The sequence below is a fragment of the Candidiatus Paracoxiella cheracis genome (genome assembly GCF_049348705.1).
Taxonomy (GTDB): Bacteria; Pseudomonadota; Gammaproteobacteria; order Coxiellales; family Coxiellaceae; genus Paracoxiella; species Paracoxiella cheracis.
In genome coordinates, this window is record NZ_CP186485.1 from 1,119,312 (window position 1) to 1,134,173 (window position 14,862).

14 protein-coding genes and 2 pseudogenes are annotated in these 14,862 nt (G+C 41.5%); 6 read left to right on the forward strand and 10 right to left on the reverse strand.

Annotation, left to right across the window (positions count from 1 at the left end):
* Positions 1-71: 71 nt before the first annotated feature.
* The 5 genes from ACJMKR_RS05780 to ACJMKR_RS05800 form a co-directional block, all read right to left on the reverse strand.
* Positions 72-440, reverse strand: a complete 369-nt coding sequence (locus tag ACJMKR_RS05780; protein ID WP_423062258.1) for a GNAT family N-acetyltransferase — start codon at positions 438-440, stop codon at positions 72-74.
* Positions 380-529 carry a hypothetical protein gene (locus tag ACJMKR_RS05785; RefSeq protein WP_423062259.1) on the reverse strand — a complete coding sequence of 50 codons (150 nt, stop codon included), beginning with the start codon at positions 527-529 and terminating at the stop codon, positions 380-382. Before ACJMKR_RS05785 ends, ACJMKR_RS05780 begins: the two co-directional genes overlap by 61 nt.
* 244 nt (positions 530-773) lie before the next feature.
* A complete protein-coding gene (locus tag ACJMKR_RS05790) occupies positions 774-1,439 on the reverse strand; it encodes a class I SAM-dependent methyltransferase (RefSeq protein ID WP_423062260.1) in 666 nt (221 codons plus the stop codon).
* A 13-nt stretch (positions 1,440-1,452) separates the two neighbouring features.
* On the reverse strand, positions 1,453-2,448 hold the full coding sequence (locus ACJMKR_RS05795; protein ID WP_423062261.1) for a lytic murein transglycosylase: 996 nt from the start codon (positions 2,446-2,448) through the stop codon (positions 1,453-1,455).
* Positions 2,449-2,623: 175 nt separating this feature from the next.
* Positions 2,624-3,574 (reverse strand): glutathione S-transferase family protein, encoded by a 951-nt coding sequence (locus ACJMKR_RS05800; protein WP_423062262.1) that lies wholly within the window; start codon positions 3,572-3,574, stop codon positions 2,624-2,626.
* Between the two features lie 472 nt (positions 3,575-4,046).
* Between ACJMKR_RS05800 and ACJMKR_RS05805 the strand changes: the two genes are divergently transcribed.
* A complete protein-coding gene (locus ACJMKR_RS05805; RefSeq protein ID WP_423062263.1) occupies positions 4,047-5,045 on the forward strand; it encodes an MBOAT family O-acyltransferase in 999 nt (332 codons plus the stop codon).
* Positions 5,046-5,454: 409 nt separating this feature from the next.
* Positions 5,455-6,555, forward strand: coding sequence for a hypothetical protein (locus ACJMKR_RS05810; protein ID WP_423062264.1), 1,101 nt, complete (start codon positions 5,455-5,457; stop codon positions 6,553-6,555).
* 17 nt (positions 6,556-6,572) lie between these two features.
* On the opposite strand, the gene ACJMKR_RS05815 is transcribed toward ACJMKR_RS05810, so the two are convergent.
* On the reverse strand, positions 6,573-6,776 hold the full coding sequence (locus ACJMKR_RS05815; RefSeq protein WP_423062265.1) for an NAD-binding protein: 204 nt from the start codon (positions 6,774-6,776) through the stop codon (positions 6,573-6,575).
* Between the two features lie 123 nt (positions 6,777-6,899).
* Positions 6,900-7,382, reverse strand: a pseudogene (locus ACJMKR_RS05820) (integrase core domain-containing protein); the annotation flags it as partial.
* 92 nt (positions 7,383-7,474) lie between these two features.
* On the opposite strand from ACJMKR_RS05820, the pseudogene ACJMKR_RS05825 reads away from it, so the two are divergent.
* Together ACJMKR_RS05825 and ACJMKR_RS05830 are read left to right on the forward strand one after the other, a co-directional pair.
* A pseudogene (locus tag ACJMKR_RS05825) lies at positions 7,475-8,593 on the forward strand (IS481 family transposase).
* Between the two features lie 267 nt (positions 8,594-8,860).
* Positions 8,861-9,541, forward strand: a complete 681-nt coding sequence (locus tag ACJMKR_RS05830) for an acyloxyacyl hydrolase (RefSeq protein WP_423062266.1) — start codon at positions 8,861-8,863, stop codon at positions 9,539-9,541.
* On the opposite strand, the gene ACJMKR_RS05835 is transcribed toward ACJMKR_RS05830, so the two are convergent.
* The 3 genes from ACJMKR_RS05835 to recJ all read right to left on the reverse strand — a co-directional run bounded on the left by ACJMKR_RS05835 (position 9,538) and on the right by recJ (position 12,107).
* Complete coding sequence (locus tag ACJMKR_RS05835; protein ID WP_423062267.1) at positions 9,538-9,855, reverse strand: hypothetical protein; 318 nt, start codon at positions 9,853-9,855, stop codon at positions 9,538-9,540. The two genes, ACJMKR_RS05830 and ACJMKR_RS05835, sit on opposite strands and share 4 nt — an antisense overlap.
* A 42-nt stretch (positions 9,856-9,897) precedes the next feature.
* Complete coding sequence (gene trpR / locus ACJMKR_RS05840) at positions 9,898-10,185, reverse strand: trp operon repressor (protein WP_423062268.1); 288 nt, start codon at positions 10,183-10,185, stop codon at positions 9,898-9,900.
* A gap of 185 nt (positions 10,186-10,370) precedes the next feature.
* Entirely contained in the window at positions 10,371-12,107 is a 1,737-nt protein-coding gene (recJ, locus tag ACJMKR_RS05845) for a single-stranded-DNA-specific exonuclease RecJ (RefSeq protein ID WP_423062269.1), read from the reverse strand.
* Between the two features lie 578 nt (positions 12,108-12,685).
* Between recJ and ACJMKR_RS05850 the strand changes: the two genes are divergently transcribed.
* Together ACJMKR_RS05850 and ACJMKR_RS05855 are read left to right on the forward strand one after the other, a co-directional pair.
* The gene (locus ACJMKR_RS05850) at positions 12,686-13,219 is read left to right on the forward strand and encodes a GNAT family N-acetyltransferase (RefSeq protein ID WP_423062270.1); all 534 of its coding nucleotides are present in this window, start codon (positions 12,686-12,688) and stop codon (positions 13,217-13,219) included.
* Positions 13,220-13,333: 114 nt separating this feature from the next.
* Complete coding sequence (locus ACJMKR_RS05855; protein ID WP_423062271.1) at positions 13,334-14,782, forward strand: peptide MFS transporter; 1,449 nt, start codon at positions 13,334-13,336, stop codon at positions 14,780-14,782.
* Positions 14,783-14,862 lie beyond the last annotated feature (80 nt).

Here is a 14,862-nt window from a genome sequence, read left to right on the forward strand (position 1 = left end):
TCCGTGATTCACACTATAGCTGCACACCTGTATTTGAGTAGATGTGAAGAGGGTCTATGATACGTAATGAATTACACGTTGTAACGCAAAACGGGAATAAAGTGTGCATCTATTTTTACAGCACCCATACGAATGAAAAAAGGTTCAGAATATGGCTCTGCTTTAATTTTGAAAGATTTCCAACCTTTCAGCTTTGCTTGCGATAGCGCGTGGTTCCATAGTAATTTTACCAGGCCTTTATCAAGAAACTCGGGCTCAACTTGCAAATACGCCATTTCATGTTGGCCGTTATCGGATGACAAACCATAAAATCCACTGACTCGTTTATCAATTTCAGCGATATAAACAGTGGCCTGTTCGATATAAGAAGCTTTGATATTTAATAGCTCGCCACAGTGGCGTAAGAACTCTTCATCGTAGCCCCAATCGATGCGCGCCATGGAGAGCGAAGCGAAGGCGCGTATTCCGCGGTAGGCTCGGATTTTTTGCCGAGCGTAAGCGACTGCAAAAAATCTTTACGAGCCGTCAAGTCATTTGAGAGCCCGTGCGTAGTCGAGCCGTGAGGTCGCGGAGCGCGGGCGACGAGGACGTCCGCGGCTATTTAAGTTGTCGCGTATTGCGAGTCGATTATTGACAGGGATGGCAATAATCTATCACGAGCATCGCGACACGCTTGATCCTTTTGATCGCCACGTGAGATCGCTTAAGATCACGGCGTCATCTTTTGAAGCGCGGCGGATGTGAATATCCGCGGCCGTCAGTGCCATCATTCCTTAATCTACCTTCCTGGCTAAGGTTAACCCATCTCCGATGGGAATCATGCTAATGTCAACGCGCGTATCTGCAAAAAGCATCTGATTGAATTCACGAATTGCCTGCGTTGTTTTTTCTTGATTACTTTCGTCTATAACGCGACCATACCATAAGACGTTATCGATCGCAATTAAGCCACCTGGCCGCACTAACGCCAATGCTTTTTCATAGTATTTATCGTTGTTTCGTTTATCTGCATCGATGAACGCAAAATCGAAATGATCTTTGTGCCCTGCTTTTATGAGCGCATCTAATGTGTCTAGCGCGGGTGCGATTTTTAAATCGATTTTATTCTCCACACCAGCTTTTTGCCAAAACGACATGGCGATTTTCGTGCTTTCTGTATCGATGTCGCACGCAATCATTTGGCCATTTTCCGGTAAAGCCAATGCGACAGAGAGTGCACTGTAACCCGTAAATGTGCCAATATCGAGCGTGTAACGTGCGCTGATTAATTTTACTAACAGTGCGAGAAACTGACCTTGATCCGGTCCGATCATCATTTGAAAAGCAGGATGTGAAGCAGTCACTTCACGAAGCTCCTTTAAAATCGGAGCTTCGTGAAGTGACACATTGAGTAAATAATGGTAGATCTCGGGCGATAAAAAATGTGACCTATGCGTCATTCAGCTTTTTTCCTTAGAGCGAACGACCGCACACTTGTTCAGCCATCCAACCCACGGTTCCTGCATAATAATATGAACGGTTCCATTTCATGAGAACATCGAAGTTATGGAATGCAAGCATGTATGGTCCACCGTCGGGATGAATAAGTCTAGCTTGAAGTCGATCATTTGGCCATGGTCTTCCATTCACTGTTCTTAATCCCAACTCTTTCCACTCGGCAACTGATTTATGAATGTCTTTATTGTTAGCATAAGTTGGATTAAGCGTGGGTGGAATGCGTACTTCAACAGCCCAAGGTTGCCCTGTTTGCCAACCGTGCTGTTTTAAATAATTGGCAATCGAGGCAAATACATCAGCATCCGTTTTCCAAATGTCTTTCCTACCATCATGATTGTAATCCACTGCATAGTTGTGCCAACTGGATGGTAAAAATTGGCATTGTCCAGATGCTCCAGCCCACTCGCCTTTGAAATCCTTTAAGGAGGCATGGCCACCGTTTAAGATCTCCAGTGCGTATAACAATTGCTGACGGAAAAAGGCGCTACGACGGGTGTCATAAGCCAACGTTGCGAGCGATTCAATCACTGGGAAATTCCCCATATAGCGGCCATAACTGCTTTCTAGTCCCCAAAGCGAGACGATGAAGCAGGAATTCACACCGTATTTATTAGCAATCTCGTGCAATAATTGGCTGTGTTTGCGATATTCACTGCGGCCTAGTTTAATGCGAAAAGCATCGGCGCGTGTGCTTCGATATTTTAAGAATGTTATACGGCCTTCAGGTTGTCGACGTTCCAAAGCCAAGACCCTACGGCTCGGACCTCGAATGTTCTTGAAGACGGAGTCGAATAACCCAGGCTTTATACCCTGAGCTATAGCTTCTTGACGTAACTGCTTCACCCATTCATTCCAGCTCAATTTTTGAGCTGCTTGGGCCGGCGCTCCGGGTGAAAGAAACATGGCTGTAACAACAAGGCCAAGTATGAGTAAGAGAAGTTTGCTTTTCATGCTGTCCCCTCCTTTTTCCATGGGGTTTAGCAATCTCGAAGAATTTTGTCATGATTTAGTATCGTTAATGAAAAGTTTAGCACACTCTCCTAATTTGGCCTGAAGGCAAAAATATATCTAATCTAATAGATTATATATAAATCATAACTAGTTATTTTATAATTGAAAATAAATTCTATTTAAAGCGATTTCTATTATGCGGGAGGTTCAGGTCAATCTCCGGACCCTTAGGCACAATTCGGGTGGGATTGATTGTGGGATGACTGTAATAATAGTGGTCTTTGATGTGATCAAAGCGGACGGTCTCAGCAATGCCTGGGTATTGATAGAGGTCTCGTAGATAGTTTGATAGGTTCGGGTAATCCATAATGCGCTTTTTATTGCACTTAAAATGTGAATAATAAACGGGGTCAAAGCGAACTAACGTGACAAACAAGCGCCAGTCGGCTTCGGTTAGGATGTTATCAACGAGATAGCGGTGTTGTGACAGGATAGTCTCTATCTGTTCCAGCGCATCGAACAGGTCATCATACGCTTTTTCATACGTCTGTTGTTTGGTAGCAAATCCACAGCGATACACCCTATTATTAATATTTTTATAGATAAATTCGTTAATTACATCAATTTCTTTATGTAGTTTATTGGGGTAGTAATCTGTTGCACTATTCGTAAATTCGTCAAATTCACTATTGAGCATCCGAATGATTTCAGCGGATTCGTTATTCACGATGGTTTCTAGTTGTTTATCCCACAACACGGGAACAGTCACTCTGCCAGTATAAGTCGAATCTGCTTTCGTATAAATTTCATGTAAATAGCGATGATTGTATAAGGGATCTTTTGACTCTCCCTCACAGAACTCCCAGCCCTGCTCCATCATATGAGGATGAACGGTCGAATATGAAATGACGCCTTCCAATGATTTCAGTTTACGAAAGATGAGTGTGCGAGAAGCCCAAGGACAGGCATAAGATACATAGAGGTGATAACGGTTAGCTTCAGGCTTAAATTGTCCTTCGTTATTGATCCAGCTTCGAAATTTGGATGCTTCGCGAATGAACTGACCGCCGGTTTTTTCGGTGTTGTACCACTTGTCCTGCCATTTGCCATGCTCTAAGTACCCCATGCTATGGATTATATCAGAGATAGCGGTATAATGCGGTTTCTTTCTGTGGTGGCCATGAGAGATAGTGGTAGCCTCCATTTTTGATATGCAAGACCCTGAGTGAAGGAATGTTATTTAATTCATTACCATTTATTTTTTTATTTCTTCCTGTCAGTTTTTTTGTTTATTTTTTCCTCAATAAATTTCGATTGACAACGGCAGGTCTTGTTTGGTTCATGTTCTGCTCCCTCTTTTTTTATGCCTATTGGAATGTCAATTATCTGCCATTGCTGCTTTGTTCTATTCTAGTAAATTTTTTCATTGGGCGGTTTATTTTTAATTTAGAGACTCAAGCTCAAAAGAAATTTGCGCTCACAATTGGTGTTATTTTTAATATTGGACTGCTGGTCTATTTCAAGTACACCGGCTTCATGCTCGGAAATATTACTTGGCTGCTGAATGAAAAATTAAAACTTATGCAACTAGTATTGCCATGTATAAATTGGGTGTTCAGGAAAAGCGACGGCTACTGGCGTTGGGAATCGGTTGCCTTGTCGCTGCTGGTGTGATTGTTTATTACAATCACGCTGATACATTGCTCACTCATACACAGTGGTTCATGGAAAATAAGTTACATGCTTCTAAAATCATTCTTCCCATCGGAATCAGTTTTTTCACGTTTACCCAAATTGCCTTTTTAGTAGATGTTTACCAACGGAAAGTATCGGAATATCGCCTTCTTAATTACACATTATTCGTTTCGTACTTTCCACATTTTTTGGCTGGCCCGATTATTCATCATGCAGAAATGATGCCCCAATTTACGAGCCTCAGAAAGAAACTCGTTAATTATAAAAATATCTACACAGGATTGTTTTTATTCTCGATCGGGCTTTTCAAAAAAGTGGTCCTTGCAGACACTTTTGGTATTTGGGCAAATTCGGGTTATGCAAGCGTGCATCACTTAGGTATCTTGCAAGCATGGGCAACGGTATTGTCTTACACGTTTCAGTTGTATTTTGATTTTAGTGGCTACACGGATATGGCTATTGGTATATCCTGGATGTTTAATATTCAACTGCCGATCAACTTTAATTCACCCTATAAATCGCTAAGCATTCGCGAGTTTTGGCAGCGATGGCATATTACACTCAGCCGTTTTTTAAAGAGTTATCTTTACATTTTTATCGGCGGTAATCGTGTGAGCGAAAGTAAAGTGCTTCGCAATTTTTTAATTGTCTTTTTAATTGGTGGCATTTGGCACGGTGCTGGCTGGACATTTGTCATGTGGGGATTCATGCATGGCATTGCTATGTCAATCCGAAAGCTCTGGCAAAAAACCAATATTGTATTGCCAACAGTCATCGCTTGGTTCATCACTTTTAATTTTGTGAATTTCGCTTGGATTTATTTTAGATCCAAAACGTTACACCAGGCCAATAGCAAGCGTGTCGCGATGCTCGTGATAGATTATTGCCATCCCTGTCAATAATCGACTCGCAATACGCGACAACTTAAATAGCCGCGGACGTCCTCGTCGCCCGCGCTCCGCGACCTCACGGCTCGACTACGCACGGGCTCTCAAATGACTTGACGGCTCGTAAAGATTTTTTGCAGTCGCTTACGCTCGGCAAAAAATCCGAGCCTACCGCGGAATACGCGCCTTCGCTTCGCTCTCCATGGCGCGCATCGGATGATTGCTGATTGTTTTAATATCCATTCATTTTCTATGATTAATCCAGTCATTGCACTTGCCTTATTATTTGGTTTTTGTATTTGTATCTTTGCTAAAAATACAAATGAGTTGATCGTTTCAAAAGTAATGACTTGGAGGATCACACCTGTATTGTTGGGTGGTGTATTTTTATTTTCGTTGTATATTTTAATTATAAGGAACGCGAGTGCCTTCTTATACTTCCAATTTTAAAGCAAAGTATAAAATACTTTTATTTTTCCTCACGGTATTGGTGTTTTTTCTGCTATCAAATTTTGCGATTTATCATCATTTCTTTGGACATACGACGAAAGATTATTACATCAATAATATGCCTTCAAAAGAAAAGCATATGGCTCTTAATTTGAAAAACAGTCCACAAAAAGATGCAATTTTGATTGGGAACTCAAGGACACTTTTTCAAATCAGCACAATCAACATGCATGAACATGGTTTGAATGTCTATAATTTGGGAATCAGTGGTCATGAGTCATCGGATTTTCCGTCAATGATTAATCATGCCCTGCGCTATAAACCCAAAGCTATTGTTTTATTCTTAGCGGTTTCTAGTTTTCATGCTGGACTCGATCAGATGAGGGATGTTGATTGGGATGACATACAGGCCTATATTAAAAGTGATCAAAGTGCAGCCTATATTACAAAATCATTGCTTGCCTATTTCAAGACATGGTTTTTAATTAATAATTATTCCACCAATATTAACATACGCATTCGAACAGCTTATAAATCGTTTGATTCATACTCCTTTTTAGATATGAAACATATTAAGAAGGCTTTTAGGAATCAACTCTTCAATCAGGATAAACATTTTGTGTTCAATAAAGAGCTGGTCAAATGTAAAATTTTTAGAATGGCCTACCCTAAAAAACTTCGGGCCATCGGCATGTGTACCAATGGTGATGGTATTTTAGCAGGGTCAGCGTCAACAGAAGATCCTTATCGCAATGAACCGATGAGTAAATTGATACAAATTTATAAGCTTGATGAGCCGTTAAATCAATCAAAATTAAAATTGATTGATTATCTGATTGATAAGATCAAAAAACATGGCGTAAAGCCGATTATTGTTTTTACACCTATTTTCGAAAATCCGTATCCCCTTTCCTATCGGCAACAAACAAAGGCAAAAATTCCTGCGCCGGTCATTGATCTTACGAATTACAGGTTTCCCCATTCATATTGGGCTGATCGAAATCATTTGAATTTTAAAGGACGGCACGTTTACACTAACGTACTAGTCAAGTGCTTGAAGCAAATACTGGATTGAGAAGATCAACTGTCTTCTTATAGCATCTGAAAGATACCTGAAAAGTCCACTTCGCCGTTACCAGCATCGACATATTTTTGATAAAGAGCTGTTGCATGCTTGCCTAATGGTGTGTTTGCGCCTGAGTTGCTTGCCGATTTTTGGCTGAGATTTAAATCTTTGAGCATCATGTTAGCAGCAAAGCCAGGTTTATAATCATTACTGGAAGGTACATCAGGCATGACATTAGGTGCGGGGCAATAGTTTGTTAACGACCAACACTGCCCCGATGTGTAGAACTCTCGACTTGATCTGACAGTTGAGATTTATCGGACATATTTTCTGTCCGATAGATCGGATTCTAATTACTCCTCTACCAGTTGCGTGTCGTGATTACTGTGCGCCTTATTCAATTCATCTGGCGACACGCTTGGAATAGTTTTACATAGTTTATCTAATTCTTTTTCTTGTGCCAAATGCTTTGCATCAAGAAAAGTTTGCATGGGTGTTTTTCCATAACAACGCTCGCCGGAATGGGGCTTGACCTCATTATATGTTTTGATCCACGCATCAACGTCTTGTTGTAATTCTTCTAGGGAACGATATATTTTTTTTCGAAAAGCAACATCATAAAATTCTTGTTTAATCGTTTTATGAAAACGTTCACAAATACCATTGGTCTGCGGAGAACGTGCGCGTGTTTTCGAATGGTCAATGTCTTCAACTGCTAAATAAAGTTGATAGGCGTGGTTCTCAATTTTTCCACAATATTCCGTCCCGCGATCCGTGAGCATACGCAGCAATCGGATACCTTGCTCATTAAACCATGGCAATACACGTTCATTTAATTGTAAACCTTCAGACTTGATCTGACACTCCTGGTCAGTTAGAGTAAAATTTAATTGACCAACCTTAAACAACCAACACGAGGAGTGTCATTATGACCAGTGTATCCGAAAAGATTATCAAACCCAAATTAGGTTTACTAGAGCTGTCTAAACAATTGGGAAATGTTTCACAAGCCTGCAAGGTTATGGGTTATTCACGCGACAGTTTTTACCGTTTCAAAACACTTTATGAAAATGGTGGCGAAGAAGCACTCCATGATATGAGTAAGAAGAAACCGAATGAAAAAAATAGAGTGCCGTTACATGTAGAAGAAGCGGTAATTGCTTTGGCTATTGAAAACCCAGCGTTAGGTCAGGCACGTGCGGCCAATGAATTACTGGCGCGAGGCATTATCGTATCGAGCAGCGGAGTTCGTTCGGTGTGGCTACGTAATGATCTAGAGACTTTTAAGAAGCGACTAAAAGCGCTTGAAGCGAAATCGGCGCAAGACGGTATGTTATTAACGGAAGAACAATGACAAGCATTAGAAAAATCAAAACGAGAAAAAGAAGCGCACGGCGAGATTGAAACAGAACACCCAGGTTATTTAGGTTCTCAGGATACGTATTATGTTGGCACGATGAAGGGCGTTGGCCGTATTTATGAGCAGACTTTTGTCGATACCTATAGCAGAATCGCTTTTGCGAAGTTATACACGGAGAAAACAGCGATGACGGCAGCTCATTTATTAAATGAACGTGTATTGCCATGGTTTAATGAGCAAGGTATCCGATTGCTGCGTATGCTCACGGATCGCGGGACGGAATATTGTGGAAAAATTGAGAACCACGCCTATCAACTTTATTTAGCAGTTGAAGACATTGACCATTCGAAAACACGCGCACGTTCTCCGCAGACCAATGGTATTTGTGAACGTTTTCATAAAACGATTAAACAAGAATTTTATGATGTTGCTTTTCGAAAAAAAATATATCGTTCCCTAGAAGAATTACAACAAGACGTTGATGCGTGGATCAAAACATATAATGAGGTCAGGCCCCATTCCGGCGAGCGTTGTTATGGAAAAACACCCATGCAAACTTTTCTTGATGCAAAGCATTTGGCACAAGAAAAAGAATTAGATAAACTATGTAAAACTATTCCAAGCGTGTCGGCAGATGAATTGAATAAGGCGCACAGTAATCACGACACGCAACTGGTAGAGGAGTAATTAGAATCCGATCTATCGGACAGAAAATATGTCCGATAAATCTCAACTGTCAGATCAAGTCGAGAGTTCTACACAATACTTGATTCTAAATCAATCGTATTTTATAAGTGTAGTTTTAGGATACCCTCAGAAATTGTTTTAAAAACATAAAATATTTAATTCTATCGATTTCAATTGCTTGCCGATACGAGAAGGAGTTCGTGTTTTCGGGAAACGCCACCCACTAACGCCCGAAAACACAAACCCCTTCTCTTTGCCGCAATTGAAATGTTATTCTATGTAGCTGAAAATAGATTTCAAGAAATGTCTTTTAGTTTAAATAAGTTTAATGGAAAAACAGGGATTAATGGTAAGGGAATGCGGAAACTCACTATACTTTTGTTACTTCTTTGGCTTGGTTCCTCTGTAGCTTCAAACGAAAATCAACGGTATTTCGATAAAAATCAAAGTTCCTTCGGTTTTTACGAAAAAAATGTATTACCCCGATTTCTACCCGAGCCACCCTCACCTATTTTTTTTCATTCAAGAGCTAGAGTGGATTATGGTGCTACTATTTTTTATGAACGCAATATTTTCCATACCACACAATATTTTTCAATTAACGCCGGCTCGAGCTTATCCGCCTGGTCTCTAGATACTCAAATACAACTCGCCCTATCTGGATTTTTTGTATTTCGTGTATGGTTATTTCGCACACATTCTTTTAGCCCCTATATTGCATGGAGTATTGCAGGACCCACACTACTAAGCAGCCCTCATTTTTCACATTATCAATTAGGAAACCGTTTTATTTTTCAAGATTTTTTAGGCATTGGTGCAATTGTAGGAAAGGCACAATCGGTTGTGATCAGTTTTAAAATGTACCATTATTCCAACGGCGACCTTTTCTTGCATAATGATGGCTTTAATGTGCCTATCGTTTTATCGATAGGTTATGCGTTTAACTAATCATCCGATTGCGGAGGTTCAGCAGAGGATGCCTTGGTTTCTGTCTCACCAGTTTCTGTTTTGTTTTCCGGTGGATTACGCAGAGTTTCAATGTCTTTAAACAGCTCATTCAGCAGTTTATTGACCTTGCTCAACTCTTTTGCTTGTTCTGCGTGCGCAGTTGCTAATTGCTGCACTAGCATACTCAGTTGTGCGATTTTAACGCCGATTGCGTCATCGGGATTCGGGTTAGGCGTGTTTCCTGCCGGGTTAATCATCGATTTGATGCTATTTATGATCCCATTTACATCGAATTTATTGGTTACATCAGCCATTTGTCATCAAAGCCGTATGGGCCCCTCCGCATTTAGTTTACATTAATCGACTATTTTTTTAATAAACGCTTTAAGTTGATCGCTTGCTGTTTTCAACGCGTTAGAACCGCGAGTAATCTTCGCAATACTAATGTTTAATTCGCGAGAGATTTCGCGTTGTGTTTTTTCACCCTTCAGTAGCTCTTTAACCAGTTCTACGCGTAAGGCCAGTTGTTCTTTTTCTTCTAATGTAAATAATAGTCCACACAGTTCATCCAGAACCTCTTTGGAATCGGCACCCTGACACAGCGCCAAAAAATCATCCCAACCTTTTGACTGTAAAGCATTCATTTAAAGTCCTCCTGTAAAAGTTGAAAGGATTAGGGCAGCCCGCAAAACAGTAACCCCAATCTCTCTGCTGCAATCGAAATGCTACTCGATTAGCTGAAAATAGATGTTGAGAGCTGTTCATTAGACAATGATGGGAAAATAATGTCAATGCCAGGATGGCAACACTCTCACCAAAGCACGCTGAATCAAGTAGTTAGCGGTTGAATATCCTCAACGAGGAGCTGAAGCTTTCGGCGGCCCTGATATTCATTGATATCCAAGCGATAAGCCAAACGCACGTTATCGCAGTGAAAATTCGGCCAATCATTTAAGTTAACATGGAAGGCGATACCATCCAGATAATGATCGCTGCCCGGCAATTGAAGGATGAGTTTCAGGTGTCGCTGACCCACAATTCGCTGCCCAATGAGTTTAAAATTTCCGTCAAATATAGGCTCGGGAAATCCCTGACCCCAAGGACCCGCATCACGCAACATTTCAGCCACTTCTAATCTAAGCTCGCCTGTGCTCAGCTCGCCATCCGATAATAATCTGGGTTGCAAATCTTCTTCGCTGAGATGTTCACCGATTTCACTCGCAAAGGCTTCAGAAAAGGCTTCAAAATTTTGTACCGGTAAACTTAATCCCGCTGCCATCGCATGCCCACCAAATTTTGAAACAAGCGATGGATTTTTTGTAGCAACGGCATCTAATAAATTACAAATGTGCAATCCCGGCACTGAACGAGCAGAACCTTTTAATGTGTCATCGTCTGTTTTTGCAAAGGCGATCACGGGTCGATGCACTTTTTCTTTGATGCGAGAAGCAACTAATCCCACCACACCTTGATGCCATGCATCATCATAAAGACAAATACCATACGGTAGTTTTTTATCTAGTTTTAATTGATCGACTGCTTTTGCAGCTTCCTGCTGCATTTGCGTTTCGATGACACGACGTTCTTTATTTAAATCATCCAATTCATGCGCTAATCCCAACGCTGTATTGATATCCTCTGCTAATAAACAAATAACCCCTAATTTCATGTCATCCAAACGACCCGCTGCATTTAACCGAGGGCCAACCGCGAATGCGAGATCAGTGGCACGCAAATTTTCAAAGTGTTTTCCCGACACTTGCAATAATGCTTGAATACCGGGGCGCGCTTGTCCTGCACGAATACGCTGCAATCCTTGATGAATCAAAACGCGGTTGTTTAAATCCAACGGGACAACATCGGCGATGGTGCCCAATGCCACTAAATCCAAAAATTGCGCCATGTTCGGGCAAGGAAGTTTATTGTCTTCAAACCAGTGAACATCATTCAAGTGAGACCGCAATGCGAGCATCACGTAAAAAATAACACCAACACCGGCCAAGTATTTGCTTGGAAATTCATCACCCGGTTGGTTGGGATTCACGATAGCACTAGCCGGAGGCAACGTTGCACCGGCCAAGTGATGATCCGTCACAATCACTTCGATACCCAGTTGATTAGCGTGCTCAACTCCAGCATTGCTGGCAATCCCACTATCTACTGTAATAATTAAATCGGGATTTTTTTTCTTCGCAACGTCGACGATCTCAGGTGTTAAACCATATCCATATTCAAAACGATTGGGTATCACAAATGAGACGTGTTTTGCCCCGAATGACTGCAGCGCGCTCACGGCTAACGCGGTGCTGGTAGCACCATCGGCATCAAAGTCACCGACGATTAATAGGTGTTGTTGCTCTCGAAGCGCCCGCTCTAATCGATGAGTCGCATCGTGAATGCCTTTTAGTGATGCAAAAGATTCTAAGCTTTTTAATTCTCTGGATAATTCTTCAGCCGTCGTTACATTTCTGGCACCATAGATTCTGCGTAGTATGGGGGATAAATGCTTAAGATGATCTAAAGTACCCGAAATTTCACGACGAATGATCTTTTTTGCCTGACTCACAATAAGTTCCCTTTTTCGTTAGCAGGCAAATCATAGCAACTTCCGTTACGAGGGCACAACCGTAATATCCCCTCTTATAGCGAAAGTACCCGTAAAAATACTAGATTGGCAATACGAGAAGGGGTTTGTGTTTCCGGAACACCCGAAAACACAAACCCCTTCTCTTTGCTACAATTGAATGCTATTGGGGAATAGCTGAAAATTAAGCGCGATTAAAATTACTACTTTCACCTCCGTCTCCGTTTTTAAGCAAAGGCTGGCCAAATTCCTTTATGCGCTACACAATTTTTTTAAAATTTATTGCGCGATCATTCTAGCTTTTTATTATTAAATTTATCTTAACTTGGCGTACAAAAACGCAACAAAAATGCTGTTTTGGGGGCTTTTATGCGGATACGCAGCTTGAGCTTCAAATTTTAAGATTTCTTTAAGCTTTTGGCGCTATAATATTTTGACACTGAAAAAGTGGTGATAATTACCGCAATGAAGGGATTACATCAGCGAACATGATTAACTCTTTTTACAATGAAAGGTTCCCAGTACTAGACGTCAATGAGGATTTTTTTCTTAGGGAACAAATGATTGAAGATACTGAAGCCTTTTTTGACTATTACACAGATCCGCAAGTAGCCCAGTATATCCTCGCATCCAATCCCCGAAACCTTGCCGAAGCTAGCGCTGAAGTTCACTATTGCCGCAATCTTTTTAAGCATAAGAGAGGGATTTATTGGAGCCTTGCCAGAAAAGAAGACAACCGCATGATCGGCGCCGTTGGGCTCTATATCAATAACCATCATTATCGCGCTGAGCTGTGCTATGACATGGCACGCCCCTACTGGAACAAAGGCATCATGACCAAAGCTCTGCAGGCCGTGCTTGAGCTTTGTTTCAACCAAATCGGCATCAACCGCATTGAGGCTATCACATTGAATGAAAATGTAGCTTCCATGGCATTGTTGAAAAAGCTGGGGTTTGTTTACGAAGGTGCATTGAAAAATTACCGGTATTTTAATGGCAAGTCACACGATGTTGAGATGTTTGCCCTCACGCCTGAGATTGCAGCACAGCCAGCTATTTCTGCAAAAAACAGCCTATTTGCTAACGCGATGTGATTACTTGATATCCCTCGCCTCACTCGGGATGACAACATATAAATACACTCACTTGAATTTCCCAAACATTTATGTTCAAGTAGCGAGAACTATTCCTAGACAAGGTTGCTCAAAATGAAACAACCCCGCGCATTAACGCCGTTATTTCTCACAGAAATGTGGGAACGCTTTGGTTTTTACGTCGTTCAAAGTTTACTAATTCTATACCTCACTAATTTACTAAAATTCTCAGACTCAAAATCATACTTGATTCTCGGCGAATACACAGCACTAGTTTATTTAACACCCATTGCTGGAGGTATATTTTCGGATCGCGTTTTGGGGCCGCGTTACTCTATATTGATAGGCGCGGTTTTATTGGCTGTTGGTTATTTTCTATTAGCCTTTAATCATGCCGCCAACCATTCGCTTTTATTTTTAGGGCTAGCCATTATCGTTATTGGGAATGGGTTTTTAAAACCGAACATCTCGAGCTTTTTAGGTGAATTTTACTATGAAGATGATCCCCGACGAAACGCTGGCTTTACCCTATTTTATATGGGCATTAATATCGGCGCACTGCTCGCGTTAGGCAGCGGTGGCGCCATTCAAGAGGGACTCGGTTGGTGGGCAGCATTTGGTGCAGCCGGCATCGGCATGATCATTGCATTTGGTACGTTTGCTTTCGGATTTTCAACATTTGAAAATCGAGGTCTGCCCGTTCCGCGCAATCAAATTCCTCATAAACTGACTCGTTTATTCAGCTATAAAATTACCATCGTCATATCGATTTTAATCAGCATCGTCATTGCCTTTTTACTCATCAGTAGTTCAAGCATCGCCGAAGTCTTAGAAACTATCGTGGGTGTGATGGTATTACTTGCGTTAATTTACGTTGCAACACGTTATCACCGGCAACAACGCAATAAATTCTTTGCACTGCTTATTTTAATCGTTGCGTCGGTCATTTTTTGGGGATTATTCTTCCAAATGTTTGCAGCCGTAAATCTCTTCACCGAACGTAATGTCGATCGGCATATGTTTGGCCTCACGGTGCCCCCTTCTGTGTTTATTTCACTGGAATCATTCTTTATTCTCATTTTTGGCCCTTTTTTAGCCTGGCTGTGGCAACACCTGCACGTTAAAAAAATCGACCCCACACCCGGTATGAAATTTTCGCTTGCCATGTTTTGCGTTGCTATATCAATGGCGCTGCTGGTATTGGGCATTCATTTCCATCAGTCGAGTGGATTCATTAGCCCATGGTGGATTGTTATTTTCTTTATCGTTATCACTCTCGGAGAAATGTTGCTATCCCCCATTGGTCTGTCAATGGTGACCGAACTATCTCCCCCGCATTTATCTGGCTTGATGATGGGTGTGTGGTTTATGGCGTTGGGTTTCGGTGGCGAATTATCCGGCTACCTTGCCAAAGCTGCTAGCGTTCCAAAGTCCGACATGAACCTTGCTATCAGCAATTTGATCTATGCCCATGCCTTTCGCAATAATGCGATTATTGCGTTTGTCGTCGCGGTGGTATTACTCGCACTAACGCCCTGGTTAAAGCGTTTAACCAAAAATTAAAAATGCGAACACCCTTGGTCACACCAAAACATTGCGCTATCATAGCGTCTTTGCTGACGGACTTAACCATGAGGTGACCC